The sequence below is a fragment of the Microbispora rosea genome (genome assembly GCF_900156315.1).
GTDB lineage: Bacteria > Actinomycetota > Actinomycetes > Streptosporangiales > Streptosporangiaceae > Microbispora > Microbispora rosea.
In genome coordinates this window covers 380,241-406,688 of sequence record NZ_FTNI01000002.1, presented here as the reverse complement: position 1 = coordinate 406,688, position 26,448 = coordinate 380,241, and the positions used below count along the sequence as shown (strand labels likewise).

Annotated in this window: 27 protein-coding genes; 10 read left to right on the top strand and 17 right to left on the bottom strand. The window is 70.3% G+C overall.

Translation table 11 applies throughout. From position 1 onward, the window contains the following. Both BXA11_RS04550 and BXA11_RS04545 read right to left on the bottom strand, forming a co-directional pair. Complete coding sequence (locus BXA11_RS04550) at window positions 1–675, bottom strand: HAD family hydrolase (RefSeq protein ID WP_076433172.1); 675 nt, start codon at window positions 673–675, stop codon at window positions 1–3. Between the two features lie 40 nt (window positions 676–715). After that, entirely contained in the window at window positions 716–1,525 is an 810-nt protein-coding gene (locus tag BXA11_RS04545) for a YbaB/EbfC family nucleoid-associated protein (protein ID WP_076432911.1), read from the bottom strand. Window positions 1,526–1,614: 89 nt separating this feature from the next. On the opposite strand from BXA11_RS04545, the gene BXA11_RS04540 reads away from it, so the two are divergent. From BXA11_RS04540 to BXA11_RS04530, 3 genes are read left to right on the top strand one after another with little or no spacing between them, the layout of a single operon-like run. Beyond that, window positions 1,615–1,947 (top strand): hypothetical protein, encoded by a 333-nt coding sequence (locus BXA11_RS04540; protein WP_030509324.1) that lies wholly within the window; start codon window positions 1,615–1,617, stop codon window positions 1,945–1,947. Beyond that, window positions 1,938–2,879, top strand: coding sequence for a hypothetical protein (locus BXA11_RS04535; protein ID WP_143734072.1), 942 nt, complete (start codon window positions 1,938–1,940; stop codon window positions 2,877–2,879). The genes BXA11_RS04540 and BXA11_RS04535 overlap by 10 nt, the downstream gene beginning before the upstream one ends. Beyond that, entirely contained in the window at window positions 2,876–3,142 is a 267-nt protein-coding gene (locus BXA11_RS04530; RefSeq protein ID WP_159454731.1) for a hypothetical protein, read from the top strand. Before BXA11_RS04535 ends, BXA11_RS04530 begins: the two co-directional genes overlap by 4 nt. Here the strand turns inward: BXA11_RS04530 and BXA11_RS04525 are convergent. From BXA11_RS04525 to BXA11_RS04495, 7 genes are all read right to left on the bottom strand, one after another. Beyond that, window positions 3,135–4,463 carry a glycoside hydrolase family 3 protein gene (locus tag BXA11_RS04525; RefSeq protein WP_239104726.1) on the bottom strand — a complete coding sequence of 443 codons (1,329 nt, stop codon included), beginning with the start codon at window positions 4,461–4,463 and terminating at the stop codon, window positions 3,135–3,137. The two genes, BXA11_RS04530 and BXA11_RS04525, sit on opposite strands and share 8 nt — an antisense overlap. Before the next feature lie 58 nt (window positions 4,464–4,521). Next, window positions 4,522–6,258 carry a phosphoenolpyruvate--protein phosphotransferase gene (ptsP, locus tag BXA11_RS04520; RefSeq protein WP_076433168.1) on the bottom strand — a complete coding sequence of 579 codons (1,737 nt, stop codon included), beginning with the start codon at window positions 6,256–6,258 and terminating at the stop codon, window positions 4,522–4,524. Between the two features lie 29 nt (window positions 6,259–6,287). Continuing rightward, window positions 6,288–6,545, bottom strand: a complete 258-nt coding sequence (locus BXA11_RS04515) for an HPr family phosphocarrier protein (RefSeq protein ID WP_076432905.1) — start codon at window positions 6,543–6,545, stop codon at window positions 6,288–6,290. Window positions 6,546–6,569: 24 nt separating this feature from the next. Beyond that, the gene (locus tag BXA11_RS04510) at window positions 6,570–7,220 is read right to left on the bottom strand and encodes an HAD family hydrolase (RefSeq protein ID WP_076432903.1); all 651 of its coding nucleotides are present in this window, start codon (window positions 7,218–7,220) and stop codon (window positions 6,570–6,572) included. A gap of 7 nt (window positions 7,221–7,227) precedes the next feature. Beyond that, window positions 7,228–7,674, bottom strand: coding sequence for a PTS sugar transporter subunit IIA (locus tag BXA11_RS04505; RefSeq protein WP_030509330.1), 447 nt, complete (start codon window positions 7,672–7,674; stop codon window positions 7,228–7,230). A gap of 80 nt (window positions 7,675–7,754) precedes the next feature. After that, a complete protein-coding gene (locus BXA11_RS04500; protein ID WP_030509331.1) occupies window positions 7,755–7,991 on the bottom strand; it encodes a PTS sugar transporter subunit IIB in 237 nt (78 codons plus the stop codon). A 33-nt stretch (window positions 7,992–8,024) separates the two neighbouring features. Then, the gene (locus BXA11_RS04495) at window positions 8,025–9,059 is read right to left on the bottom strand and encodes an SIS domain-containing protein (RefSeq protein ID WP_030509332.1); all 1,035 of its coding nucleotides are present in this window, start codon (window positions 9,057–9,059) and stop codon (window positions 8,025–8,027) included. Between the two features lie 153 nt (window positions 9,060–9,212). On the opposite strand from BXA11_RS04495, the gene BXA11_RS04490 reads away from it, so the two are divergent. The 3 genes from BXA11_RS04490 (at window position 9,213) to BXA11_RS04480 (ending at window position 12,032) form a co-directional block, all read left to right on the top strand. Continuing rightward, window positions 9,213–9,953, top strand: coding sequence for a GntR family transcriptional regulator (locus tag BXA11_RS04490; protein ID WP_030509333.1), 741 nt, complete (start codon window positions 9,213–9,215; stop codon window positions 9,951–9,953). A gap of 28 nt (window positions 9,954–9,981) precedes the next feature. Beyond that, complete coding sequence (locus BXA11_RS04485) at window positions 9,982–11,316, top strand: PTS transporter subunit EIIC (RefSeq protein ID WP_076432901.1); 1,335 nt, start codon at window positions 9,982–9,984, stop codon at window positions 11,314–11,316. Window positions 11,317–11,582: 266 nt separating this feature from the next. Further along, window positions 11,583–12,032 (top strand): Rv3235 family protein, encoded by a 450-nt coding sequence (locus BXA11_RS04480; protein WP_076432899.1) that lies wholly within the window; start codon window positions 11,583–11,585, stop codon window positions 12,030–12,032. Between the two features lie 65 nt (window positions 12,033–12,097). Here BXA11_RS04480 and secA read toward each other — a convergent pair whose 3' ends face one another. Continuing rightward, window positions 12,098–14,899: a preprotein translocase subunit SecA gene (gene secA / locus BXA11_RS04475; RefSeq protein ID WP_030509336.1), complete on the bottom strand. Its 2,802-nt coding sequence runs from the start codon at window positions 14,897–14,899 to the stop codon at window positions 12,098–12,100. Between the two features lie 218 nt (window positions 14,900–15,117). Between secA and BXA11_RS04470 the strand changes: the two genes are divergently transcribed. After that, the gene (locus tag BXA11_RS04470; RefSeq protein WP_036407403.1) at window positions 15,118–15,390 is read left to right on the top strand and encodes an HGxxPAAW family protein; all 273 of its coding nucleotides are present in this window, start codon (window positions 15,118–15,120) and stop codon (window positions 15,388–15,390) included. A gap of 56 nt (window positions 15,391–15,446) precedes the next feature. Then, window positions 15,447–16,676 carry a winged helix-turn-helix domain-containing protein gene (locus tag BXA11_RS04465; protein WP_076432897.1) on the top strand — a complete coding sequence of 410 codons (1,230 nt, stop codon included), beginning with the start codon at window positions 15,447–15,449 and terminating at the stop codon, window positions 16,674–16,676. On the opposite strand, the gene BXA11_RS04460 is transcribed toward BXA11_RS04465, so the two are convergent. Both BXA11_RS04460 and BXA11_RS04455 read right to left on the bottom strand, forming a co-directional pair. After that, window positions 16,669–17,373 (bottom strand): response regulator, encoded by a 705-nt coding sequence (locus BXA11_RS04460; protein WP_030509339.1) that lies wholly within the window; start codon window positions 17,371–17,373, stop codon window positions 16,669–16,671. The two genes, BXA11_RS04465 and BXA11_RS04460, sit on opposite strands and share 8 nt — an antisense overlap. 268 nt (window positions 17,374–17,641) lie before the next feature. Further along, window positions 17,642–17,971 carry a hypothetical protein gene (locus tag BXA11_RS04455; RefSeq protein WP_143734070.1) on the bottom strand — a complete coding sequence of 110 codons (330 nt, stop codon included), beginning with the start codon at window positions 17,969–17,971 and terminating at the stop codon, window positions 17,642–17,644. A gap of 106 nt (window positions 17,972–18,077) precedes the next feature. Here BXA11_RS04455 and BXA11_RS04450 point away from each other — a divergent pair, with 106 nt between their 5' ends. Both BXA11_RS04450 and BXA11_RS04445 read left to right on the top strand, forming a co-directional pair. Then, the gene (locus BXA11_RS04450) at window positions 18,078–19,673 is read left to right on the top strand and encodes an alpha/beta hydrolase (protein ID WP_083743942.1); all 1,596 of its coding nucleotides are present in this window, start codon (window positions 18,078–18,080) and stop codon (window positions 19,671–19,673) included. Window positions 19,674–19,759: 86 nt separating this feature from the next. Further along, window positions 19,760–20,143 (top strand): hypothetical protein, encoded by a 384-nt coding sequence (locus BXA11_RS04445; RefSeq protein WP_076432891.1) that lies wholly within the window; start codon window positions 19,760–19,762, stop codon window positions 20,141–20,143. A gap of 76 nt (window positions 20,144–20,219) precedes the next feature. Here BXA11_RS04445 and hpf read toward each other — a convergent pair whose 3' ends face one another. The 5 genes from hpf to mtrA all read right to left on the bottom strand — a co-directional run bounded on the left by hpf (window position 20,220) and on the right by mtrA (window position 26,411). Next, window positions 20,220–20,885, bottom strand: coding sequence for a ribosome hibernation-promoting factor, HPF/YfiA family (gene hpf / locus BXA11_RS04440; protein ID WP_076432889.1), 666 nt, complete (start codon window positions 20,883–20,885; stop codon window positions 20,220–20,222). Between the two features lie 527 nt (window positions 20,886–21,412). Next, window positions 21,413–22,135: a ComF family protein gene (locus tag BXA11_RS04435; RefSeq protein ID WP_076432887.1), complete on the bottom strand. Its 723-nt coding sequence runs from the start codon at window positions 22,133–22,135 to the stop codon at window positions 21,413–21,415. 74 nt (window positions 22,136–22,209) lie between these two features. Beyond that, the gene (locus tag BXA11_RS04430) at window positions 22,210–23,988 is read right to left on the bottom strand and encodes an LpqB family beta-propeller domain-containing protein (protein WP_076432885.1); all 1,779 of its coding nucleotides are present in this window, start codon (window positions 23,986–23,988) and stop codon (window positions 22,210–22,212) included. Then, window positions 23,978–25,717 carry an MtrAB system histidine kinase MtrB gene (gene mtrB, locus BXA11_RS04425; RefSeq protein WP_051761952.1) on the bottom strand — a complete coding sequence of 580 codons (1,740 nt, stop codon included), beginning with the start codon at window positions 25,715–25,717 and terminating at the stop codon, window positions 23,978–23,980. The genes BXA11_RS04430 and mtrB overlap by 11 nt, the downstream gene beginning before the upstream one ends. 16 nt (window positions 25,718–25,733) lie before the next feature. After that, window positions 25,734–26,411 (bottom strand): MtrAB system response regulator MtrA, encoded by a 678-nt coding sequence (mtrA, locus tag BXA11_RS04420; protein WP_030509347.1) that lies wholly within the window; start codon window positions 26,409–26,411, stop codon window positions 25,734–25,736. Window positions 26,412–26,448 lie beyond the last annotated feature (37 nt).

Sequence of the window (26,448 nt, the reverse complement as noted above, 5' to 3'; positions counted from 1 at the left end):
CTACGGACGGGCGGCGGCGCCGGGCTCGCGGAAGGGCAGGCCGAACAGGCGCTCCATCTCGGCGATGGTCTCCGAGGGGTCGCTGTGGTGGACACCGACCAGGCCGATCGCGCGGGCCGCCACGATGTTCGCCTCGATGTCGTCGACGAACACGCACTGCCCCGCGTCGAGCCCCAGCAGGCCGAGCGCGTGCCGGAAGATCCGCTCCTCGGGCTTGCGCATGCCGACCTCTCCCGAGATGACGACCGCGTCGAAGAGGACCTCCCAGTCCTCACGCGAATAGTGGTCGCCCCAGGAGTTGGACACCAGGCAGGTGCCGAGCCCGGCCGCCCGGGCCTGGCGGAGCATCTCGTTCATCTCCTCGACCGGCCGGAACCCGGCGAACATCCGGGTGAGCAGGCCGTCGGCCTCCGGCGGTCCGCCGTCGAGGGTCACCAGCCGGGCCGCCAGAGCGCGCTCGAACTCCAGGACCGGAATCTCGCCGCGTTCGAGCGCGTGGATCGGGTTCTCCGCGCCCGGCCCGACGCCGGCCCGGTACGCCTGGGTGACCAGCGCGCGCATCACGTCCCGGTAGTGCCGGGGGTCGATCCGGTCCGCCTCGATCCACTCCGCGATCGACTCGGCCAGGCTCGTGGTCAGAACCCCGCCCCAGTCGATCAGCACACCCTTGAGCACCGCGCCTCCCACCCGACGTGCCTACAAATATAGGGAGTGGTCAGTCGGGCCGCTCGAACGGCTTGAGCAACCCGCCGAACCACTCGTCGACGGCGTCCGGGCCGAACGACTCGCCGGGTGCCAGCTCCCGCAGCGCGTCACTCACCATCTGACGGCTCTGCCGTTCCGCGTCCTGCTGCGCCCGGTGCACGGCCAGCAGGACCTCTTCGGCCAGCGTCCGGCTGGGCAGGCGCATGGCGCGGGGCTCGATGTCGACCTCCCGAACCTGGCCGTACGCCGTCGTGACGGCCTGGATCCGGCCGTCCGCCGCCCGGCCGTGGCCGGTGACGGCCTCGATCTCGCGCTGCCCGTCCTCCAGCCACGCCTCGATCCGCGCGGCCCGCTCCGCGTCCTGGTCCAGGTCACCTGAGTGTTGGCCGGCGGAGTGTCGGCCGGCGGAGCGTGGGCCGGAGGCGTCCGCCCCCGCGTCCAGCTCCTGGGCGAGCTGGTCGAACCGATAACGCACGAACGTCTCGTCGAGCGGGGCGGCCAGCCCGGTCGCCCTGGTCTGGGCGGCGGCGACGAGCTCGTCCGTCCTCTCCTTCGCGGCGTCCTGGGCGATCCTGATCGCCCTCGTCACCTCCGCGCTCAAGGCGGCCGCGTCGAGCCGCATGACCCGCGCATCCAGGGTGATCGCGGTCACCTGCCCCCGGCCGTCGGCCCTGGCCCGCACCAGGCCGTCGGCGCCCTCACCTTCACCGGTGACCTGCCGGATCTGGGCCTGGACGTCCGCGAGGCCGCGCATGACGTCCTCGGCCTGGCGAATCATCTGCTCCAGCAGCTCCTGATCGCTGCCCCCCGGAAACGACAAGGACAAGTATTCCTCCACAAAAAGAACAAAAGGCTTTTACTGTGCAATTCACCCGTCCGCAATTCGCGGGTCATGCTAACGTGCCGCGCATGCACGGGGAACTTGGCATCGAGCACAGCGGGGTGGACCGGGCCTCCCTTCGCCTGACGGAGCACGGCGACGAGTTCGTGACCGCTCTGGCTCATCTGCGCGAGCGGGCGGGCTCCGCCTCGTGGGGCGACGACGGCCTGTTCGGCGCCTTCGTCGCCGCCTACAACCGCTGCGCCCTGACCGCCGTCGAAGCGTACGCGCACCTCGGAGGGACGGTGGGCGGCACGGGAGACGCGCTCGCGGTCGCGCGCCGGCGGGTGTCCGACGCCGAGGGCGACGCGGGGCGCCAGATCGCGGGGGCCCACGACGAGACGGGCCGCGCATGGGCTTGATGCCGCCCGACTGGGCGCAGCCGATCGCGAGCCTGGTCAACTTCCCCAAGATCGACGAGGCCGACATCCGCACGGAGATCCGCCCGTGGCAGGTCGTGCAGGCCGGCGCCGCCTCCGGTGGGACCGGCGCGGAGGACGAGGTCCGGCGACTGCCGGGGGTCTATCAGGGCGTGTCCGCCGAGGCGATGCGCACCAACTGGAACAAGACCGGCACCACGGAACACCTCCGTACGGCCGTCGGGGCCGCCGCGTACGCGCCCGCCGTGCTCGAAGGCACCGCCACCGCGGTGACCGCCACGAAGGTGGCCATCATCAGTCAGGCCGTCGCGGGCGCGACCAGGCTGGCCTCGGTCCTCGTCGCGGGCGGCCCGTTCGCCGCGGCCTCGGCCACGGCCGGGCTCCTCGCCACCCGGTACGCCATGCGGAAGATCCTCAGGGAGGCCGAGGAGGGCGGCGCCCGGGTTCTGGCCCCGGCCGTCACGCGGCACATCACCGAACCGCTGGAACGCATTCTCAAGAACACCCGCGGCCCCTTCGGCGGCGGTCCGTCCCTCGCGGGAGCGGGCGGCCCCCACGTGCCCCTCAGGGGAGCGCCGGTGCGGACGGCGGGCGAGGCGGGGCCCCGCGGCGGCCTCAAGCTGGACATGGGCAGGAGCCGCAAGCCCTATTCGAGGCAGAGCGGCCCCGAGCTGTCCGCGACGGAGCAGGCCGCGCTGGACGCGAAGAAGGCCGGTCAGCCGTACGACAGGAAGGCCGCCAGAGCGGCGGAGCAGAAGGTGAAGACGGGTGAGAAGCTCGACGGTGAGCGCAACGCGCAGAAGCGCGGCACCCAGTCTGACCAGTCCGGCCAGAGCAACCAGCAGCAGAACCAGCAGAGCCAGCAGAACCAGAGCAATCAGGGCAAGAAGAAGCGCCGGTGGGGATCTTCGTGACGAAACCGATCACCAATCAGATGCACCACTTCACCCAGAACAATCCGGAAGGGATCGGCCAGGACAGCGTGCCCGCGCTGCTCCGCCGGGTCGCGACCACGATCGAGGAGCTGGGCGCGATCGAGGTGTACGACCTGATCATGCACAACGAGATCACCGACGACGGAACCGACTGGCCGTCGATCACCGTGTACTTCGACTACACTCACGCCGACGAGCCGGCGGAGGACGCGCCCGGAGAGGACGCGCCCGCCGTCACCTGACGGCGGCGAAGACGCGGTCCGCGACCTTGCGGTGCGCGGCGGACTTCAGCGCGCCGGGGTCGGTGCGGATCGGGCCGAAGACGCCGCGCTTCTCCTTCAGCCGCAGGATCCGCAGCACCGACTCGTCGATCCTGCGCTCGGAGATCCGGCCCGACTTCACCGCGTCGAGGACGGCGTCGTACGCCTTGGGCAGGTTCGGCGGCATGAGGAGTATGTCGGCCCCGGCGAGCACGGCCCGCACGGCGACCTCGGCGTCGCCGTACTTCTTCCGCACCCCGGCCATGTCGAGCGCGTCGGTGCTGATCACGCCGTCGAAGCCGAGTTCCTCGCGAAGCAGGCCGGTGAGGATGCGGTGGGACAGCGTGGAGGGGTCGCCCGAGGGGTCGAGCTTCGGCATCACCACGTGCGCCGACATGATCGCGTCCACTCCGTGCGTGATCGCCTCGCGGAACGGCGGCGCGTCCAGCTTCCGCCACTGCGTCTTCGAGTGCGTGATGACCGGCAGGCCCGTGTGGCTGTCGACCGAGGTGTCCCCGTGGCCGGGGAAGTGCTTGGCGACGGCGGCCACGCCCGCCGCGTGGAAGCCGTCGACGGCGGCCCCGACCATCGCGGCCACCTTCCCCGGGTCGGAGCCGTACGCGCGGGGGCCGATCACGGGATTGCGCGGGTTGATGTTGACGTCGGCGACCGGCGCGAAGTCGAGCGAGATGCCGAGGTCGAGCAGCTCCTCACCGGTCGCCCTGGCGACGTCGCGCGCGTTCGCCGTCCTGCCGGTCTTCCCGATCTCCGACGCACCGGGGAACGTGGTGACGATGGACTTGAGCCGGGAGACCAGACCGTTCTCCTGATCCACGCCGATCATGAGCGGCGCCTCGCCCGACCTGGCCGCCGCCTCGCGCAGGCCGGTGGTCAGCGCGGCCACCTGGCTCGCGCCGGAAACGTTGCCCGCCCAGTCGAACAGGATCACCCCGCCGGGGCGGAACTTCTCCACCACCTGCGCCGGCGTCGCCACGCCGTACCGCGCCTGGTTCTCCTTGCTCGCCGCCCCGGCCTTCTGACCCCACACCACGACGGTGAAGAGCTGGGCCACCTTGTCCCGCAGGCTCATCTCCGCGAGCGTCCGCTCGGCCCGGCTTCCCGAGGGCTGGTCGGCCGACGACGAGGGGGGCGGCGGGGACGACGGCAGGGACGACGATGGGACCACGGACACCGGCGCGGACGCGCGCGGCGAGGGCGCCGAGCTGGCGGCGCCGATGCCGGACCCGCATCCGGTCACGAGGAGGGCGGCGAGCATGCCGATACCGTGTCTGATTCGTGGCACGTTCTTTACCGTAGCCGCGTCCGGCCGTGACCGGGCCGTGAACCCGGTCACGGCCCGGTCAGAGCGCGAGCGCGTCCAGCCCCGGCAGCTCGGCGCGCGCGGCGGCCTTGGCGGCCTGCGCCGAGGCGACCGATCGCGCCGCCGCGGCGGCGGCGCGGCACTGCGCGAGCGTGTGCCGCGACAGGGCGGCACGCACCCAGGGCAGCGCGGGGGAGCCCATGGACAGCGAGGTGACCCCCATGCCGACGAGCACGCAGGCGAGCACAGGATCGGCCGCGGCCTCGCCGCAGACCCCGCAGCCCTTGCCCGCCGCGGAGGCGGCGGAGGCCGCCGTCGCGATCAGGTCGAGCACGGCCGGATGCCACGGGTCCTGCAGCCCGGCGACCGCGCTGACCTGGCGGTCGGCGGCGAGCGCATACTGCGTGAGGTCGTTGGTCCCGATGGAGAAGAAGTCGACGGCCCGGATGAGGTCCGCCGCCCGCAGCGCCGCCGACGGCACCTCGATCATGATGCCCGCGCCGGCGAGCCCCGCCGTACGGCAGGCCTCGGCGAACCACTCGGCCTCCTCGGCGGTGGCCACCATCGGCGCCATGACCTGGACCTTGGCCGAGACGCCCGCGGCGGCCCGGGCCAGCGCGCCCAGCTGGGCGGTCATGATCTCCGGATAGCGGCGGAACATGCGCAGGCCGCGCTCCCCGAGCGCCGGGTTCGGCTCCTCCTCCGGCGGCGGCAGGAACGCCAGCGGCTTGTCGGCGCCCGAGTCGAGCGTGCGCACCACCACGCGGCCCTCGGGAAACGCCTCGAACACCGCCCGGTAGGCCTCCTCCTGCTCGCTTCCCGACGGCGCGGTCTCACGGTCGAGGAAGAGGAACTCGGTGCGATAGAGGCCGACGCCCTCGGCGCCGTTCGCCAGAGCGCTCTCCAGGTCGCGGGGGCCGCCGATGTTGGCGAGCAGGGGAACGGGGTGCCCGTCGGCGGTCGCGCCGGGGCCGGTGGCGGCCGTCAGCACCGCCCGCCGCGCCTCCTCGGCGGCGCGCGCCTCGGTGACGCGGGCCGGGTCCGGGGTCAGCAACACCTGCCCGGACGCGCCGTCGACCAGCACGGGGGTGCCGGGGGCGATCGCGGTCGCGCCGGCGCAGCCCACGACGGCGGGCACGCCCATCGAGCGGGCGAGGATCGCCGTGTGGCTGGTCGGCCCGCCCTGCTCGGTGACGAACGCGGCCACCACGTCCTTGGACAGCAGGGCGGTGTCGGCGGGGGCGAGGTCCTTGGCGATGAGCACGAACGGCTCGGCCGCACTGGCCGGCACGCCGGGCATGGGCAGACCGGTGAGCACGGCGATCACCCGGTCGCGGATGTCGTCGAGGTCCGTCACGCGCTCGGCCAGATAGCCGCCGGCCGCCGCGAGCAGGTCCCGATACTTGCCGAAGGCGTCGAAGACGGCGCGCGGGGCGGCCACGCCACGCTCGATGAGCTCGCCGACCTCGATGGCCAGGCTCGGGTCGCGGGCCATCAACGCCTGCGCGCCGAGCACCTCCTGGGCCTCACCGCCCGCCCGGTCGCCGCGCGCCTCCAGATCGGCGGCCACCTCCTCGACGGCCCGCTCCGCGCGGGCCCGCTCGGCGGCGGCGTCACCGTCGTGGCGCGATTCCTTGTCGGGCTCGGGGATCTCACCCGCGAGCACATGGGCCGGGCCGTACCCGGCGCCGGGGCTGACCCCGGTACCGGCAAGCACAGTGCCGGCAAGCACAGTGCCGGTCAGCGACCGCACGGCGCTTTCGTCCCCCGTCGTCATCCCCGTCTTCCGCTGCCCGTCCACCGGCGTCAGGAGGCCGAGGCGATCTGGGCGAGCTCGTCGAGCAGCTCTTCGGCGCCGTCGCCCTCCGCGCTGATGACGATCGACTCCCCCTGCCGCACGTCGAGCGCCAGAACCGACAGGATGCTCTTCGCGCTCACCGGCGAACCACCCGCCTTGGCGACGGTGACGTCGTAGGGCGCCTTCGCCGCGGTCTGCACGAACGTCGCCGCCGGGCGGGCGTGCAGCCCGACCTCGGACGTGACGCTGACTGTGCGCTGAGCCACGTTTCCTCCTCCTGCGGCGGTGGTCTAGACCGCCGGTAGTTCCATCAAAGGCCAGTCAATACCCGACATATCGGCTATTACCAGATCCGCGTGTGACAGTTCATCCGGATGATGGGTGGTGGCCACCGCGACGCAGGTCATACCCGCGGCCCGAGCCGCCGCTATCCCGGCGAGCGAGTCCTCGAACACCACACACGTGGCCGGGTCCACCGCGAGCAGGTCGGCCGCCATGAGGTAGCCGGAGGGGTCCGGCTTCCCCACGGTCACGTCCTCGGCGGAGACGATGGTCCGCACCAGCTCCACCACGCCGATCTCGGTGAGCCGCTCCACCGCCCACCATCGCTGGGCCGAGGTGACCAGGGCCAGCGGAGCCCCCTGCTCCGCGACCCGGGCCACCAGTTCCGCCGCTCCCGGGACCGGCACGATGCCGGGCAGGTCCGGATGGTCGTAGTAGGAGCGGATCTCCTCCATCACGACCTCCGGATCCATGTCGGGCAGCACCTCGGGCACCACGTCCACCCCGCGGCGGCCCATGACGCGCCGCAACAGCGTCTCGTCGCAGGTGATGCCGTGGTCCTCCAGGAACATCCGCCACAGGGCGCGGCTGCGGATCTCGGTGTTGACGAGGGTGCCGTCGAGGTCGAAGAGCGCGGCCGCCGTCACCTGAGCAGTCACCGGTGCATCACGACCACTCGAAGAGCGGGTCACCCGCGCTCACGCGGCCCTCGGCGACCTCGCCGACGGAGCCCGCCACGGCGTCGAGCGCCACCACCGGGCACACCGGCGAGCGCCCGCCGGCCTCGACCGCCGCGGGGTCCCAGGCCACGACGGGCTGACCCGCGCCGACGCGGTCCCCCTCGGCCGCGAGCAGGCGGAAGCCCTCGCCCTTGAGTTGCACGGTGTCGATGCCGAGATGCACCAGCACGCCCCTGCCGTCGTCCCCCACCACGACGTACGCGTGCGGGTGCAGCTTCACGATCGTGCCGTCGATCGGGGCCACGGCCTCGACGGGCTCCCTGAGGGGGTCGATCGCGGTTCCCGGGCCGACCATCGCCTGCGAGAACACCGGGTCCGGCACGGCGGCCAGACCGATGGCCGCCCCCGCGATCGGGGCGAGAACAGTCGTCAATGAAGAGCCCTTCCCTGAGATCCGGGCAGGCGTCGTCACAGGTCCGCCCGAGACGGCGGACCCGCGACGATCTCCCGGATTCAGCCGATGATGTCCTCGATGTCGCTGGCGATGGTGTCGGCCTCGGGGCCCACCACGACCTGGACGACGTTGCCCGCCGCCATCACTCCGTGGGCGCCGGCCGCCTTGAGCGCGGCCTGGTCCACCTTCGAGGCGTCGTGCACCTCGGTGCGCAGCCGGGTGATGCACGGCTCCACTTCGATGATGTTGTCGGCGCCACCGAGCCCGGCGATGATCGCCTCGGCGTCTGCAGCCATGGGGGTCCTCCTGTTGTTTCGGCCGGTCTGTCGTCAGTCGGTCTGCGTGACCTTCTTCAGACCGCGGGGGGAATCGGGGTCGATACCGAGCCTGCGCGCGAGCGCCTCGGTGAGCAACTGCCCGGGGACGATGAGTCCCAGCGGAGCCACCCACTCGGGCAGGTCCGGACCGTTGAGGGCGGCGGTCGAGGCGCCGGCGAGCCGTTCGCCGCCCCCGACGCCGAAGGCGGCGGCGCCCGCGCCGGTGACCCGCTCGGCCAGCGCGACCGTGCCCGCCAGTGTCGGGCCCTGCCCCGCCGCCACCAGGATCGCCGGGGTCTCGGCGTCCACGACCGCGATCGGGCCGTGCAGCAGGTCGGCGTACGACAGGCCCATGGCGTGCAGGTAGCACGCCTCCTTGAGCTTGAGCGCCAGCTCCAGCGCGGTCGAGAACGCCAGGCCGCGCCCGGACACGACGACGCCGGGCTTGTCGGCCAGGCCCTCGACCACGGCGTCCAGGTCGCCGGGGTCGGAGACGAGCTTGTCCACCGCGTCCGGCACCCGGCGCAGGTCGTCGGGGTCGACGTCGGCGCCGAGGCCGATGGCGAGCACGGCCAGCGCGGCGAGCTGGGTCGTGTAGGTCTTCGTGGCCGGGACGGCCTTCTCCTCGCCGGCGAGCGTGCACAGCGCGAGGTCGGCGGCTTGGGCCAGCGGCGACTCCTCGCCGCCGTTGGTGATCGCGACGGTCTTCGCGCCGCAGTCCTTCGCCCACTGGAGGGTCTCGACGATCTCCTCCGTACGGCCGGACTGGGACAGGCCCACGGCCAGCACCCCGTCGAGGTCGAGCCTGCGGCGGTAGGTGGTGGCGACCGAGGGGGCGCCCATCGCGGCCATCCGGCCCGCCCGCGCCTCGATCAGGTAGCGGCCGTAGACCGCCGCGTTGTCCGAGGTCCCGCGGGCGACGAACAGCAGGTGACGGGTGTCCCGCGCGACCGCCTCGACTTCGCCGGTCCTCGGAAGTAGGGCGTCCAGCGTCGCCCGGATCGCCGCGGGCTGCTCGGCGATCTCACCGCGCATTCTGGTCGTCATCGATGATCATCCCCTGCTTGGCGAGATTTGTCCGTTATCGATCCGTCGCCGGCCCATACATTGACACACATTTCCCGGCTGTGGTCTAGTCCGGACTAGACCAGTAAGAACCTTAACTTATTCGGACGATCCAGAGCGAGAGGGGAGGAATCAGTGGCCCAGATCGATCCGGACAGCCCGGTGCCCAAGTATTTCCAGCTACGGGAGATCCTGCTCGACCTCGTCGAGAGCAACGAGCTGCCGATCGGCGCGGCGATCCCCTCCGAACGCGACCTGAGCCAGCGCTTCGACCTGTCTCGTATGACGGTACGGCAGGCCGTCGACCACCTGGTGTCCGAGGGCCGGTTGCACCGGGTCCCGGGCAAGGGAACGTTCGTGGCCCGCCCGAAGATCGAGCTGGCGCTCCAGCTCACCTCCTTCACCGACGACATGCGGGCGCGCGGCATGGAGCCGGGCTCTCGCGACCTGGACCGGCGGGTGGTCCGGGCCAGTGCCCATCTCGCACGGCAGCTCGGCATCCAGCCGGGAGACGCCGTCCACTTCATCGAGCGGCTGCGCACGGCGGACGGGGAACCGCTGAGCATCGAGCGCGCCCACATCCCGGTGGCGCTCGCACCCGATCTCGATGCCTACGACCTGACCGGACGATCCCTGTACGCCCTGCTCGAGTCACGCTACGGACTCGTGATGGACGCCGGGGAGCTGACCATCGACGGCGGGCTCGCCGATCCGAGCGACGCCGACCTGCTCAAACTTCCCCGGGGCGGAGCCGTGCTGCTGCTGCAGCGCCGGTCCTTCGCCGGCGGGGTATGCGCCGAACTCGGCGTCTCCACCTATCGCGCCGACCGCTACCAGCTCCGGACGCTCCTCGGAGCCCCGGCCAGACGCCTCTAGTAGTCCCCCCATCCTGGAGGAACACCAGATGAGTTCCACCTCCGCCGACGCGGGCCTGCCCGCAGCGCCCTCCAACCAGAACGCGGTGATGACCGCGCTGTCCCGCATCGGCCGCTCGCTGATGCTTCCGATCGCGGCGCTGCCCGCGGCGGCTCTCCTTCTCCGTCTCGGCCAGGACGACCTCCTCGGCCGTACGGACAACGCGACCCTCGACAAGATCGCACAGGTTATCGGCGGCGCGGGCGGCGCCCTGTTCGACGCGCTGCCGCTGCTGTTCGCGGTGGGCGTCGCGGTCGGCTTCGCCCGCAGGGCCGACGGCTCGACCGCGCTGGCGGCCGTGGTCGGCTACCTCGTCTGGGACCGGGTCACCCACCTGATGTTCTTCGACGCCTCCGCGGACGCGGCGGTGCACACGAAGGTGGCCCAGAGCGTCGTGGGGGCGGACGGCAAGCCGACGGAGGTGCTCAACCTGGCGTCGGCCAATCCGACCGGAGTGCTCGGCGGCATCCTCATGGGCCTCGTCGCGGCCGTCCTCTGGCAGCGGTACTACCGGACGAAGCTGCCCGCCTACCTGGCCTTCTTCGGCGGCCGCCGCTTCGTGCCGATCCTCACCGCGCTGGCCGGGCTCGTGCTCGGCGTCGTCTTCGGCCTGGTCTGGCAGCCGATCGGACAGGGTCTGAGCAGCTTCGGCGACTGGCTCGCCGGCAACGCCACGATCGGCGCGGGCATCTACGGGATCGTGAACCGGGGCCTCATCCCCTTCGGCCTGCACCACTTCGTCAACTCGATCGTCTGGTTCACCGTGCCGGAGTGCACCGTCGGCGCCACGCATGCCACGGGCGACCTGAACTGCTACTTCGCGGGCCAGGACGGCGCGGGCGCGTTCATGGCGGGCTTCTTCCCGGTCATGATGTTCGGCCTTCCGGCCGCCGCGATCGCCATGTGGCGGGCCGCGCCGCCGCACCGCCGCGCCACGGTCGGCGGCATCATGATCTCCACAGCCCTGATCTCGTTCGTCACCGGCATCACCGAGCCGATCGAGTTCGCCTTCATCTTCGTGGCCCCGATCCTGTTCGCGGCGCACGCGCTGCTCACCGGCATCTCGATGGCCGTGGTGGCGGCCCTCGACGGACGGCTCGGCTTCGGGTTCTCCGCCGGCGCGATCGACGCCGCCCTCAACGCGACGAAGGACAACACGCACAACTTCTGGCTGATCATGCTGATCGGCGTGGTCTACTTCGTCCTCTACTACGTGATCTTCAGCTTCCTCATCAAGAAGCTGAACATCATGACGCCCGGTCGCGAGCCCGAGCCCGACGTGGACTCCGGGGAGAGCGCCGACACGGCGCGTGCCCGCGCCTGACGCGTCAAATCCCCTCTCAGGGAGCAGGGGCGCCCGGTGATCCCGGGCGCCCCTGTTGCGTTTCCCCCATTGCGGATGCCGCTAATAGCCGGTCAGCTCACGTTCAAATCCGAGGCGGCCCCGCCAACCCGGAGGAATCTTCCCGGACGAACGGCGGCACAAAGGCCCGCGACTCGGCAAAGTTGGCGTTTCCCCGTATCAGGGCGGATGACCGCAATCTCTATTAGACGTCAGTCAGGTTCACGGCGTACGAGAGCGGAGTCCCGATGCCCAAGCCCGTCCCCCTGCCACGGCTCGCGTCCGTCCCCCCTGCCGATCCTCCCTACGACGAGCGTGACGGCGGCCAGGTCACGCGTCCCGGCACGTACGGCGCGCTCGCCCTGGCCCCCGTCCCGCGCCGCACGGGCGCGCCCACGGACGAGCGCCGCCTGCGGGGGCTCGGCCAGGCGCTCGCGGAGATCCTGGCCGGCCGCAGGCCGCCGGAGACCGTCCAGGACCGGCTGACCGAGCGGGCCTACCGGGAACTGGTCCGGGCCGGGAAGATGATCGACACCGAGCGGCCGCCCCTGACGGGCCTCCCCCACGTGCAGCGACCCCGCGACGGGGTGATCGAGATGTGCCTGCTCGTGCACTGCGGGACGCGCAGCCGCGTGCTCGCCCTACGGCTGGAGCGGCGGGGCGTGCAGTGGCTGGTCACCGACTTCGAGACCGCCTGACCGGGCCCCGCAAGAAGCGAAGGACCCCGCCGGGCCTGGCCCGGCGGGGTCCTTCTCAGGTCACGTCACGCCTGCTGGTTGCGCGGGTCGCCGTGGCAGCGCTTGTACTTCTTGCCCGAGCCGCAGGGGCAGGGCGCGTTGCGCTCGGTGTCGCCGTACGCGGCGCGCTGCTCGGGGGTCGACCGCACCCGGCTGACCTCCACGTCGCCGCTCTCGCCCGGCGCGGTGTAGACCATCTCGGCCGGCCGCGACGGCTGCCGCAGCGCGCGGGCGATGATCGAGCCGGTCTCGGAGAGCGCCGTGTCCTCCTCGGCGTTCTCCTCGACGATCGGGTTGGCCTGCACCTCGACCTCGAGGTTGAACAGGTAGCCGACCGACTCCTCCTTGATGCCGTCGAGCATCGCGGAGAACATCTCGTAGCCCTCGCGCTGATACTCGATCAGCGGGTCCTTCTGGGCATAGGCACGCATGCCGATGCCCTCCTGGAGGTAGTCCATCTCGTAGAGGTGCTCGCGCCACTTGCGGTCGAGCACCGACAGGATGACCCGGCGCTCCAGCTCGCGCATCGCCTCGGAGCCGAGCTGCTCCTCGCGCCTGCCGTACGCCGCGAGCGCGTCCTCCTTGACCTTCTCGGCGAGGAGCTCCGCCGTGAGCTCCTCCCGGTCGCCGCCGACCTGCTCGATGAGCTCGTCGACCGTGAAGGAGATCGGGTAGAGCTGGCCGAACGCCTTCCACAGCTTCTCGAGGTCCCACTCCTCGGCGAAGCCCTCGGCCGTGGCGCCCTTGACGTAGTCGTCGACGACGTCGGTGACGAAGCCGCGGACCTGCTCGTGCAGGTCGGCGCCTTCCAGCACCCGCCGCCGCTCGGCGTAGATCACCGTGCGCTGGCGGTTCATCACTTCGTCATACTTCAGGACGTTCTTGCGGATCTCGAAGTTCTGCTGCTCGACCTGGTGCTGCGCGGACGCGATGGCCTTGGAGACCATGCCCGACTCGATCGGCACGTCGTCCGGGATGTTGAGCCGCGTCATGATCATCTCGACCCTGGCCGAGTTGAACAGTCGCATGAGGTCGTCCTCGAGCGAGAGGTAGAAGCGCGACTCGCCCGGGTCGCCCTGACGGCCGGAACGACCGCGGAGCTGGTTGTCGATGCGCCGCGACTCGTGCCGCTCGGTGCCCAGCACGTAGAGCCCGCCGAGCTCGGTGACCTCCTCGTGCTCGGCCTTGACGGCCTCCTTGGCCTTCTCCAGCGCCTCGGGATAGGCCTTCTCGTACTCCTCCGGAGTCTCGGACGGCGACAGGCCGCGCTGATGAAGCTCCAGGTCGGCGCGGAACTCGGGGTTGCCGCCGAGCATGATGTCGGTGCCTCGACCGGCCATGTTGGTCGCCACGGTGACCGCGCCCTTGCGGCCCGCCTCGGCGACGATCGTGGCCTCACGGGCGTGGTTCTTGGCGTTCAGCACCTCGTGCGGCACGCCCTGCCGCTTGAGCATCCGCGAGAGCTTCTCGGACTTCTCGACGCTCGTCGTGCCGACGAGGACCGGCTGGCCCCTCTCGTAGCGCTCCTTGATGTCCTCGACGCACGCCTGGAACTTGGCGTCCTCGGACTTGTAGACCACGTCGGGCTGGTCCTTGCGGACCATCGGCCGGTTGGTCGGGATCGGGACGACACCCAGCTTGTACGTCTGGTGGAACTCGTTGGCCTCGGTGGTCGCCGTACCGGTCATGCCGGCGAGCTTCTCGTAGAGGCGGAAGTAGTTCTGCAGCGTGATCGTGGCGAGAGTCTGGTTCTCGTCCTTGATCTTCACGCCTTCCTTGGCCTCGATGGCCTGGTGCATGCCCTCGTTGTAGCGACGGCCGTGCAGGACGCGCCCGGTGAACTCGTCGACGATCAGGACCTCGCCGTCGACGACGATGTAGTCCTTGTCCTTCTTGAACAGCTCTTTGGCCTTGAGGGCGTTGTTGAGGTACTGCACGAGGTGGGTGTGCTCGGGCTTGTAGAGGTTGTCGATGCCGAGCCAGTCCTCGACCTTCTCCACGCCCGCCTCGAGGATGCCGACGGTGCGCTTCTTCTCGTCGACGACGTAGTCGCCGGTGCTCTCCTCGCCGTCCTTGCCCTCGGTGCCGCGCCGCAGCCGCGGCACGATCTTGGCGAACTCCTGGTACCACTTGCCCGACTGCTCGCCCGGGCCGGAGATGATGAGCGGCGTCCTGGCCTCGTCGATCAGGATCGAGTCGACCTCGTCCACGATGGCGAAGTTGTGGCCGCGCTGGACGCACTCCTCCATCGACCACGACATGTTGTCGCGGAGGTAGTCGAAGCCGAACTCGTTGTTCGTGCCGTACGTGATGTCGGCGTTGTACTGCTTGCGGCGCTCCTCCGGCGGCATGTTGGCCAGGATGACGCCGACCTCCAGGCCGAGGAAGCGGTGGACGCGGCCCATGGTCTCGGCGTCGCGCTTGGCCAGGTAGTCGTTGACCGTGACGACGTGGACGCCCTTGCCCGAGATCGCGTTGAGATAGGCGGGAAGCGTACAGGTGAGCGTCTTGCCCTCACCGGTGCGCATCTCGGAGATGTTGCCCATGTGCAGGTTGGCGCCGCCCATGAGCTGCACGTCGAAGTGGCGCTGCCCCAGCACCCTTCGGGCGGCCTCACGGACGGTCGCGAACGCCTCGGGAAGCAGGTCGTCGAGGGACTCGCCCTCGGTGTGACGCTGCTTGTACTCGGCGGTCAGCGCGCGGAGCTCGGCGTCGGACAGGCTCTTGAAGTCTTCTTCGATCGAGTTGACCTGCTCGGCGATGCGCTTGAGCTTCCGCAGAGTCTTGCCTTCGCCGGCGCGAAGGATCTTGTCGAGAATGGCTGGCACTTTTAGTAAAGCTCCTCGCAGGTCTACCTCGGTTGATCACCGCGGTGTGAGGACGAGACATACTTCCCCACTAGCCATCGTAGGCGGTTCCCGTACCAGACACACCCACCTGCAATCGACGGAGCGCCGCGGCACAATCGCATAACTCATACGGCAAAACCGCCGCCAGGGTTCCCCCGATGTTCCGACCACCTCCGCCATCAGGTAGAAAACGGGGTATGGCACAGAGCGGACACCAGGGCAGCCACGCGGGAAGCGCCAAATCTTGGCTTGCCGTCGTCACCATCCTCATCGGCTTCACGATCGGAGGTGTGGCGCTGACCCTCGGCCCGAACTGGCTCTTCGTCTGGATCGGCGTGGGCATCTGCGCGGTCGGCGGGCTGCTCGCGCTCGCGTTCGACATCTTCTCGGACGTGATCGTGGACGCGCCCCGCGACATCTCGGTTCAGGAGCACCACTCGCCGTTCGAGCACCGGTCCATCAGCTCCTGAGGCCCCCCGAACCGCCGTAAGCGTTTTGTCGGTCACGGCGTCTAGCATCTGTGGCTGTGACCGACGTGACCGCCGACCTGACCGCCGACGAGGCCCGCAGGATCATCCTCCGGGCCCAGGGTTTCCTCGGCGCCACCGCTCGCGGCGGCGGCGTTCCCGCCATGCTGCGGCGTGTCGGCGCCGTCCAGCTCGACACCATCTCCGTCCTCGCCCGCTCCCACGAGCTCGTCGCGTACGCGCGTCTCGGGCCGGTCGGCCGCTCCGTGGTCGAGCGGGCCTATTGGGACGACCCCGCCCGTGCCTTCGAGTACTGGTGCCACGCCGCCTGCGTCCTGCCCATCGAGCAGTGGCCGCTGTACGCCTTCCGCCGCCGCGCTTACCGGGAGCGGCGCTACCGCTGGCACGAGGTGCCGCCCGTCGTCGACAAGGTCCTGGAGCAGGTGCGCGCGGACGGCCCGCTCACCACGGCCGACATCGGCGGCGCCAAGAATGGAGGCCCGTGGTGGGACTGGTCGGACACCAAGATCGCGATTGAATTCCTGCTCGACATCGGTGAGGTCGTCTGCACCCGCCGCGTCGGCTGGCGTCGCGTCTACGAGCTCGCCGAGCGCGCGGTCCCGGCGGACCTGCTCGCCCAGGACCTGTCCGACGACGAGTGCGTGACCCGGCTGACCACGATCGCCGGACGGTCGCTCGGCGTGGCCACCAGGGCCGACCTGGTCGACTTCACCCGCGTCAAGGGCGGGCACGCCGCCATGCTCGACGAGGCGCTGCTGAGCGGCGCCACCGGCCTCGTGCCCGTACGCGTGTCGGGCTGGCCTGCGCGGCGCGGCGCGGACCCGCATGGTCCGAACGCCTGGGCGGACGCGGCCGCGCTGGAGAGCGAGCCGCGCGGGCGCCATCGCACCACGCCGCTGTCGCCGTTCGACTCGCTCATCTGGGAGCGGGCGCGGGCCGAGCGCGTGTTCGGCCTCAGCCACCGCCTGGAGGCGTACGTCCCGAAGGACAAACGGGTGCACGGCTACTTCGCGATGCCGGTGCTCGCGGGCGGGCGGATCATCGGCAGGGTCGACCCGGCCCGCGAGGGCGCCACGCTGGTCGCGCGGCAGGTCGGTTTCGAGCCCGGCGGCCGGGCCAGGGCCGTGGAGGCGATGAGCGACGCCCTGTGGGAGGCCGCGAGCTGGGCCGGCTGCACCGACGTGCGGGTGGAGCGGGTCGGCGCAGCGGACCTGGAGGCCCCGCTGCGCGCCGCGGTGGCCCGCGGCCCGAGCCGGCCGATCAGGTGATCTCCAGCAGCCGCTCGCGCACGGCGTAGACCACGGCCTCCATGCGGGAGTGGAGCTGGAGCTTCTCCAGGATGTTGCGGACGTGGTTCTTCACCGTGTTCTCGGAGATGAACAGGTCCTTGGCGATCTCGCGGTTGTTCATGCCCTTCGCGACGAGGCGCAGCACCTCCATCTCCCGGTCGGTGAGGCGGGGAACCGGGAGCTGGGGGGGCCGCTCGGCCTCCTTGCGGCTCATGTTCGCGAACTCGCTGATCAGCTTGGCCGCCATGGCGGGGTTGATGAGCGACTGGCCCTCGTGGACGCCGCGCACGGCGTCGGGCACCTCGTCGATCTGGACGTCCTTGAGCAGATAACCCGTCGCACCCGCCTTGATCGCCTCGAAGAGGTCCTCCTCCTCGTCGCTGACGGTGAGCATGATGATCCGGGTGCTCGGCACCGACTCCTTGATCTTCCGAGTCGCTCCGATGCCGTCCAGCTTCGGCATGCGGACGTCCATCAGGACCACGTCCGGCATCAGCCGGTCCGCGAGCTCGACGGCCTCCTGGCCGTCGCTCGCCTCGCCTACCACCTCGATGTCCGCCTCCGCGGCCAGCGCGAGCTCCAGGCTGCGGCGGATCAGCGCGTGATCGTCGACGATCAGCACACGGATCGGCTCGCTTCGACCGGCTGCTCGGGCCGCCTCGTCGGGTCGGGTCACGGAACCTCCTTGCGGGGGTCAAGGACGCTGTCGCTCCGCCCGGCGAACCGTGGCGGTCAGCGCGCTGATCGCCATCATGGCACGGTTCCGGAACCGGTGCGGATCTTCGTTGAGGCGTTACTACCCCCTGCACCAGGACATACCTGGGCGAACAACACCTGATGCGCGGAACGCGCTCTTCCTCTTCACGATAAATGCCCGCACCCCCCAATCACGCACTCTGCTTCGATGCCGCAGGCTTTCGTCCGGCGTCGCAAGGCCCGGCTTCTCAGAGGACGCCGTACCGGGAGAGCACGTCCGAGAGGGCGGGACCCACCGGGCTCATCTGACGGAGAACCCCTCCGAGCAGATCCTGCGGAGACGGCGGCGGGATCCCCGGCGTGAGCGTTCGGGGGACGGCCGCCGCCGCGCCCCTGAGTAGCACGGCCCGGTCTCGCAGGCTTCCGCTGACCGTCCCGGTGCCGCGCCGCATCGCCCCCAGCTCGGCCTGCACCCGATCCCGATGCGGGCCCTTCCATTCCATCCGGTCCATCAGGGCGCTGACCGGCTGCAGCACTTCATCAATCGCCTCGGCCAGATCCTCATGTTCATGTGCCAACCGGCTCAAATCATCATGCAGAGACATCCCCGTTATTCCATCCGATCCAGTCGGGCGGTGTAGGAATACTTCCAGATTGTGTAACGACGGGCTAGGTTCTAGTCCCGTGGAGCCGGAACGGGTGGTCGACGCCGACGATCTGGAACGACTGGCCAAGCTGCTTACCGACAAACGACAACTGGCGGAGCAGTACTACGCACGGGCATGCCGGCTTGTGGGCCAAGCCCAGGCCACTCCGCTGGCAGCCATGCTGCGGTGGGCCGGGGAAACCGCTACAGAACTGGGCAACCGAGCCGCGATCGTCCGTGCCGCGGAAAAGGGTGGAGACCCATTCGGCGCGTTGTCGGAATTCGGCCTCAGCACCGCGATCGGCACAGTTTCCGGCCAGGATAGAAAACGGCTCACAAAAGACCTAAAATCAGTCATCGATCGCAGTTCGACAGCCCGTCCGGAACAACGCGCAGAGGCGATCCGGAAATTCTTCGGAAAACTGACCGCGGCCGAACGAGCCTCGCTCGCCATCGAACAGCCCGACGTGGTCGGGCGACTGGACGGCGCTCCGGCCACGGTGCGATACGCCGCCAACCGGCTCCTGATCGAGCGCGCCCTCACCCATGAACAGAAGGACCTGGCCGCGTTGAAGGCCACCGACCCCAAAAGTCCCCAGGCGACACTCCTGGGGCAGCGGGTGGCCCGCATGACGGAATTCCTCCAACCCCGGGTGACCGGCGACGGCCGGTCCGTCCCGCGCCAGTTCCTGCTGTTCGATCCGGCCGGCGACGGCCGCGTCGCGGAGGTCTTCGGCGACCTCGCCAAGGCCGAACACGTCGCCGTCATGGTGCCGGGCATCACCAACCGGCTCGACAACTACGACAGCATCGCGAACGATGCGGTGGCTCTCTTGAAGGATCGCGCCTCTGGCAAGGAACTCCCGGACAGCGCCGTAATCACCTGGCTCGGTTATGACACACCCGAGTTCGGCGACTCCGTGCTGCCTGCCAAGGCCGAGGTTGGCGCTCCCGCCCTCCATTCGTTCCGCGCGGGGCTGGAGACGGCCAAAGGGGCAAAGCTCGCCCTGTTCGCCCACAGCTACGGCACGCTGCTGTCCAGCAAGGCCCTGCAGGAGGGCACGCCGTTCGACTCGGTCGTGTTCATGGGGAGCCCGGGACTCGGCCCCACCGTCGGGAGCGCGGCCGATCTCAAGCTGAGGCCCGGCACCCAGGTGTTCGCCATGCGCGCCCCGGGCGACTGGGTTTCCTACACGGAAGCACACGGCAGTGATCCCGCGGAGATGGCCGACATCCGACGGCTGGCCACCGGCCGGTCGTCCGGTCACTCCGAGTACTACACACCGAAGAACACAGGCTTGGAGAATCTACAGACCATCCTCACCGGCGACGGGTGTGTTCAGACCTTCATGGGGTCGCCGAAGCTGGATGACGAGCAGTTCGGCGCCGCCAACGTGCGGGTCCTGGTCAAGGAACTGCAGAGCAGGGTCCCCCAGTGGAAGACGGGCGAACTCGCCACGGCGTTCGAACCGATCATCACAGGGGTGATGAACGGCGGCACCGACATACCCACGCTCATGGCTCTGACAACGAAGACGCTCGCCGACTCCGGCCTCGGTGGTTACTTCACCCCACAGGACATCGCACAGATCGTCGGCAGATCCCTCACGGAAGCCGGACCCGACCAGAGATGACTTTTCCGCTCAGGCTTCGCCTCCTCGCCGCAGCCTTGGCCCCGCTCGCGCTCGTTAGTGCCTGCACACGTGAACCGGAGATGAAAATGACCCCTGAGGAGTCTCGGCAGGTCTTCATCGCCGAGGCCAAGGCCATCATCCAGGCAGTCTTCCCCGACGCCGACCCTCTCGTGGTCGTACAGGTGAAGGACTCACCCTGCGGTGGGCCAGTCGGCACCGAACGCACCAGCGTCAAAAGCGCCATCAACGTCCACAGCGACGCAACCGACAAGCACCTCAGCCCGGACGACGTGTTCCAAAAAGTCCTCACAGTGCTGCGGCAACGCGGCTGGACCGTCAACTACAGCCGTACTCGCATAGTCGGCGCCGAACGCGCAGGTGTGGGCGGCATCAGCGCCGGAGTGGGAGAGTCACCCGTCGGAATCAACATCTTCGGTGACACGGAATGTGTGAAGAACCCCGACGAGTGACCTGACCTCGGAGAATGAGGCGTACGAGCGTGGGCCGGCCCCGCTGGGCGAGGTCCGGCCCACGTTGGGCGAGGTGCTAGCTCTCCACGAGCCTGAGGACTCCGTAGTCGTAGCCGCGGCGGCGGTAGACGACGCTCGGCTGTCCCCCTTCCTTGTCGCGGAAGAGGTAGAAGTCGTGACCGACGAGCTCCATTTCCAGCAGCGCCTGGTCGATGGTCATGGGGTCGGCCTTGTGGAACTTCTCGCGTACGATCAGTGGTCCTTCGCCGTCCATTTCGATGGGCACGATGGGCTCGGCACCCTCGGCCCACCCTCCGGCGGTCTCCGCCGGGATCTCGACGACCGGCTCCGGCTCCTCCCGGACGGTCGTGACCACCCCCTGCGCGTTCTCCGTCACCGCGGTGAGCTCCGCCATCGAGGGAGGGCAGTTCTTCCCGTGATGGATCTTGCGCCGATCGGCGAGCCGCCTCAGCCGCTCCTCCAGTTTGCCGATGGCGATGTCCAGCGCTGAGAACCGGTCGTCCGCGCAGGCCTCCGCGCGGATGGCTGGGCCCCGTGAGTGGATCGTCAGCTCCACCCGTTCACGTTGCCCGCTCTGCCGGTGGTTGGGTTCCTTCGAGACCTCTACGTCGACCTGGATGAGCTTGTTGTTGAGCTTCTGGATCCTGGCCAGCTTGGACGTCACTTGATCGCGGAACCGGTCACCCACTGTGGTGTGCCGTCCCTTGACGATGATTTCCACGCAAAGCCCCCCTTCGCACATCGACGGTGGTGCACGCGCTCTTTGGACACCCGTCCGGCCGACCTGGTCTTCGTCCCCACATCCGCCTGCTGAGGGGTTCGCAGCTCACTCGCCACTACTGCCCTTCTCCTCTTACGGGGGACATCTGGACCCCCGGGAGGGCAGGACTTACCTCTAAGCCGCACCGTGATCGGTCGACCAAGAGTCGCCTTACGTGGGCCGTTTCGCCTGCGGCTGGCATCGGCTAACCAGGCCGGACTCCGCGAGGGAGTCGGCCCGGCGCAACCACGGACCCGAACGGGTGCCATGCCTGAACGCTAGTCGCTACCGCCTCGAATGTCAGCCAGGAGATCGGCTAAACGATCACTTTGCGTGATCCCGGTTGCCGTGTCCCCGTCGGAAAATTCGTGGTCATATTCTCGGAATCCCCGCAACCGCGGCATCCACACCTGCCTTGAGCAGCTAAGTCGCCCCGAAATCGGCAGGCGGTCGTCCCCCTGCGACCGGCCCCGCTCTTACCCAAGTCTTTACGGTCCGTGATATTCACCAATCCGACGTCTCCGGCGTGTCGCAGCGACGGTCACCGCCGCGGACGGCTCAGCGCCGGCGGCGCGCAGCGCCCTGGCCGCCTCCGCCAGCGTCGTCCCCGTCGTGACGACGTCGTCCACCAGGACCACGGCGACGGCCCCCTGACCGCGGCCAGAGGGCCGTGGCCGCGCTGCCGAGCCAGGGGCGACCTCGAACGCCCCCAACAGGTTGACGGCCCTCTCCGCCGATCCCAGCCCCGCCTGGTCGGCCACGCGCCGGCCCAGCCGCAGCAGGGGCGCGAGGGCGGCGGGCCGGCCTCGCGCGCACAGCTCGCGGGCCGCCGCCGCGGCGACGGCGCGGACGGGGTCGTGCCCCCGGCGGCGAGAGGCGGCCCGGGCGCTCGGAACCGGCACCAGCCACACCTCACGGCGGACTCCCCCGCACGCCGCCCACGCGGCCACACACGCGCTTACGGCGGCCGCCAGGACCGGCACCAGGGCCGTGCGGCCGCGTTCCTTGCAGGCGAGGATCATCCGGCGGGCCGCACCGTCGTAGGCGGTGGCCGACCAGCAGTCCGGCAGGCCCGGAGGCGGCGGGTCCGGCGGCCGGGGAGCCGGCTCCCGCAGCAACTCGGTCCTGCAGGACGGGCAGGCGAGGGCGCCCGGCGCGCCGCATCCGGCGCAGCGGGGAGGGAGGATCAGGTCGAGCAGAGCGGGTGGCACGCCCTCAGCATGCCGTCCGCCACCGACAGTTCACCGTAGGTCACCCTTGGCCACCGTCGATCACCGCGACCGGCTCAGCCGAGGGGGTAGACGGGGTCGGTGGAGCCGTTGTCGGCGCGCGGGGTCCAGGCGTGCTTGTCCACGCTGTAGGTGAGCACCTGGCCCTCGTCGGCCGCCGCGAGGACGTGGTCGGGGACGGCCGCGATCGACTTGATCTTCGAATCGAGCTTGATGGGGCCGTCGTTGGGGACCACGCCCTCCATCACCGACCAGTTGGCGAGCTCCTGGCCGCTGCTGCCCTCGGACAGCACGAGCAGGTCGGCGGCGTCCTGCCAGGCGATGTCCTTGATCTTGCGAGCGTCACGTGGCTCGATCAGCGTCCGCACGGACTCGATCCGCGTCTGCAGGCCGTTGCGCACGATCGTGCCGATCTTCACGGAGGTGCCGAGGCCGTCGTCGACGATCGCGGCGATCCGGGCGCCGTCACGGGAGACCCGCAGCTCGATGATCCGCCCGTACGACAGCTCGTCGTCGATGTCCACGCGGCGGGCCCGGCCGTTCTCGGCCATCCACACCCGGCTCTCGTGCGGGTTCACCCTCTCGGCCGACCAGACGGCGCCGTAGCGGTCCCAGGAGGGCGGGCTCATGTCCCCGCCCGCGATCCACCGCTGCCACTGGCTGCCGGGGGCCATCGGGGCGACGTAGACACCGTCGCCGTTGAGCAGGGCGGCCACGAGGGGCGGGTAGTTGTTGGGGTTGGACACGGCCGGTTGGGAGAACTTCCCGGTCTGCTCGCCGGCCGCGCCCGGCACCGGGGTGCCGTCGCCCTTCTCCTTGAACTGCAGCAGCCTGCCGCCCTGCATGTAGTACGCCTGCAGGGAGCCGGTCAGCACGTTCGGGTCGTAGCGGGCGTAGTCGGCGGGCCGGAACCGCCTCCCGGACTCGCCGTTCACGCGGATCTCGACGGTCCGGCCGGTGACCAGTTCGCCGAGCGTCCACACGAGCTGCGCCTTGAGCGCGTCGAGGCGGTCGGTGGGCACCGCCTCCAGCTCGGCGGAGAAGTCGAGCACGACCGTGTCGCCTTCGACGGTGATCCGGTTGAGTTTCGTGCCCGGTGGGAACGCGCTGGTCACCGCGTTCCTTATGGAGGACGTCGGCCCGGCGAGCAGGCGGCGGACCAGTGTCTCGGGAACGCCCCTGCCGGGCTCGATCGGCACCCACACCCTGTCGTCCACGAGGCCGATCTCCCCGGAGGCCGGCGGGTAGTACAGGTCCACCCTCCGGTACGCGCGCTGCAGATCGTCGTAGGACAGCAGGCGGCCGTCGGAAAGCCCGTCGATCCGCCACTCGCCGTTCTGCTTGACCAGCATGAACGGCTCCCCGATGGCACCGGCCGCCGGGGTGGACCTGCCCTCGGGGTCGATCGTGGCGACCGCCGTGCCCTTCAGCGTCACCGTGATCCGGGTGGCCTTCTGGAGGTCCTGCGTGTGGTCCGACTCGATCTTGCCCTCGTAGATGCGGGTCTGCTGCCAGGGGTTCCAGCGTTTGACCGCGCCGGAGGTGAGGTACTCCCGGGCGATGGCGAGATCGGGATCGTCGAAGGCGGCCATGGCGGCCTGGAAGCCCTTCACGATGTCCTCGGGCGGGGCGCCCTTCTTGGGCGGGGTCGCGATGAGCCGCACGTACGGCTGGCTGAGCGTGTCCTTGCCGTGGTCCTCCTGGGCGGCGCGGGGGCTGCCGCTCGTGGGGACGGTCGCGCACCCCGCCCCGCCGGAGACCAGCACCAGCGCCGTCCCCATGACCGCGGTCAGACGGCGGGCGCCGAGCCGCTCACTCCGCCGGTCACTCCGCATCGAAGGCCCCCGCGTCCACGTTCTCCCGCGCCCTCGGCGCCGTCTCCGCGGGCGCCGGGGTCAGGACCGGTGTGGCGTGGCCGCGCCACGTGCGCCGCATCTCGACCTCGGGTGGCACGAGCGGCAGCGGTGAGCCGCGCAGCGGGGCCCCCGCCACGCGCGGCAGCGACAGGCGGAACTGGCTGCCCTCCCCCGGCGCTCCCCACGCCTGGAGCCAGCCGCCGTGCAGCATGGCGTCCTCCCGCGAGATCGCCAGGCCGAGCCCGGTGCCGCCGATGGTCCGGGCGCGCGAGGGATCGGCCCGCCAGAAGCGGTCGAACACCATCGTCTCCTCGCCCGGCTTGAGGCCGACCCCGTGGTCGCGTACGGCCACGGCCACCGCGTCGCGGTCGGCGCCGAGCGTGACGACGATGTCCTTGCCCTCGCCGTGCTCGATGGCGTTGAAGAGCAGGTTGCGCAGGATGCGCTCGACCCTGCGGCTGTCCACCTCGGCCATGCACGGCTCGTTGGGCAGGCGCAGCTCGAAGCGGGTGGCCTGCCGCTCGGCGAGCGCCTCGGAGTCGCCCACCGCGCGCAGGACCACGTCGCGCATGTCGACGGGGTCCAGGTCGAGGGTGGCCGCCCCCGCGTCGTAGCGGCTGATCTCCAGCAGGTCGGCGAGCATCGACTCGAAGCGTTCGAGCTGGTTCTGCATGAGCTCGGCGGCCCGCGCGGAGGCGGGGTCGAAGTCCTCGCGGCCCTCGTACAGCAGGTCGGCGGCCATCCGGACGGTCGTCAGCGGCGTGCGCAGCTCGTGCGAGACGTCGGAGACGAACTGCCGCTGCACCTGGGAGAGCTCCTCCAACTGGTGGATCTTCACGGCGAGGTTGGACGCCATCTCGTTGAACGAGGTCGCCAGCCGGGCGAGGTCGTCCTCCCCGCGCACCTTGAGACGCTCCTCCAGCCGGCCGGCGGCGAGCCGTTCCGCCGCCTGGCGCGCGAGCCGTACGGGGGTGACCACCTGGCGGGTGACCAGCGAGGCGACGCCGGCGAGCAGCAGCACGAGCGCGGCTCCCGCGCCGAAGACCATCTGCTGGACCGCGAGCAGCGTCTTCTCCTCGTCCCCGAGCGGGAAGACGTGGTAGATCTCGTAGGTGCCGTTCACCCGGGCGCCCACGACCCAGGCGCTCTCGGGCTGCTTCGCGCCGATGTACCGGATCTTCACGGTCTGGACCCAGAGCGACTGCTCCTCGCTGCTCTGGACCTTCGCGCGCAGCAGGGCCGGAATGCTCGACCAGTCGACCTGCCCGGACGCCCGGCCCTCGCCGACCGATGCGTCGTTGAAGACGACGACGTCGTAGCGACCGCCGGAGCGGTCGGTCAGCGCCTTGGCCGCCGCGTCGACGGGGTTCATCGTCTGCCCCTGGGCGGTCGCGTCCTGCGTGATGTCGGTCGAGTCCGCGGGCTGGGTGAGGTAGCCGCTCGCCGTCGCGATGTTCGCCCGCGACTCCTCGACCGCGGACACCTCGGTGCTGGTCAGCACCGACGCGACGATCGACTGCATCAGGAAGACGCCGAGGACGACCACCACGGCCATCGACAGCACGAGCGTGCTGGTGACGACGCGAAGCTGGAGCGAGCGCCGCCAGACGTGCCGCAGCCGGCCCGCGAGGCGGCGCGCGCGCCTGCGGACCCCGCGGGCGATCTGGCCCGGGGTCCGGCGACGGCGTTTCCTCGCGGGGACCGGCATCACGCTGACGTACGGCTTACGCCGGGCCGGCCTTGTAGCCCACACCCCGGACCGTCACGACGATCTCCGGGTGCTCGGGGTCCTTCTCGATCTTCGCGCGCAGGCGCTGGACGTGCACGTTCACCAGACGAGTATCGGCGGCGTGCCGGTAGCCCCAAACCTGCTCCAGCAGCACCTCGCGGGTGAAGACCTGACGGGGCTTGCGGGCCAGCGCGACCAGCAGGTCGAACTCCAGCGGCGTGAGGTTGATGGTCTCCTCTCCGCGCTTGACCGAGTGGCCGGCCACGTCGATGGTGATGTCGCCGATCTGCAGGATCTCGGGCGTGGGCTCGTCCGTGCGGCGCAGGCGGGCGCGCACGCGGGCGACGAGCTCCTTGGGTTTGAACGGCTTGACGATGTAGTCGTCCGCGCCGGATTCCAGGCCGAGCACCACGTCGATGGTGTCGCTCTTGGCCGTGAGCATCACGATCGGGACCCCGGACTCGGCGCGGATGCGGCGGCAGACGTCGATTCCGTCGGCGCCGGGGAGCATCAGGTCGAGCAGGACGAGGTCCGGCCGGGTGTCCCTGAAGGCGTCTAGCGCCTTGTCGCCATCGGACACGAACGACGGCTCAAAGCCCTCCCCGCGCAAGACGATGCCGAGCATCTCGGCGAGAGCGGCGTCGTCGTCGACGACCAGCACGCGTCCTTTCATGGCCCCTCATTCGTACGCGTATGGGAGATTTGGGCGT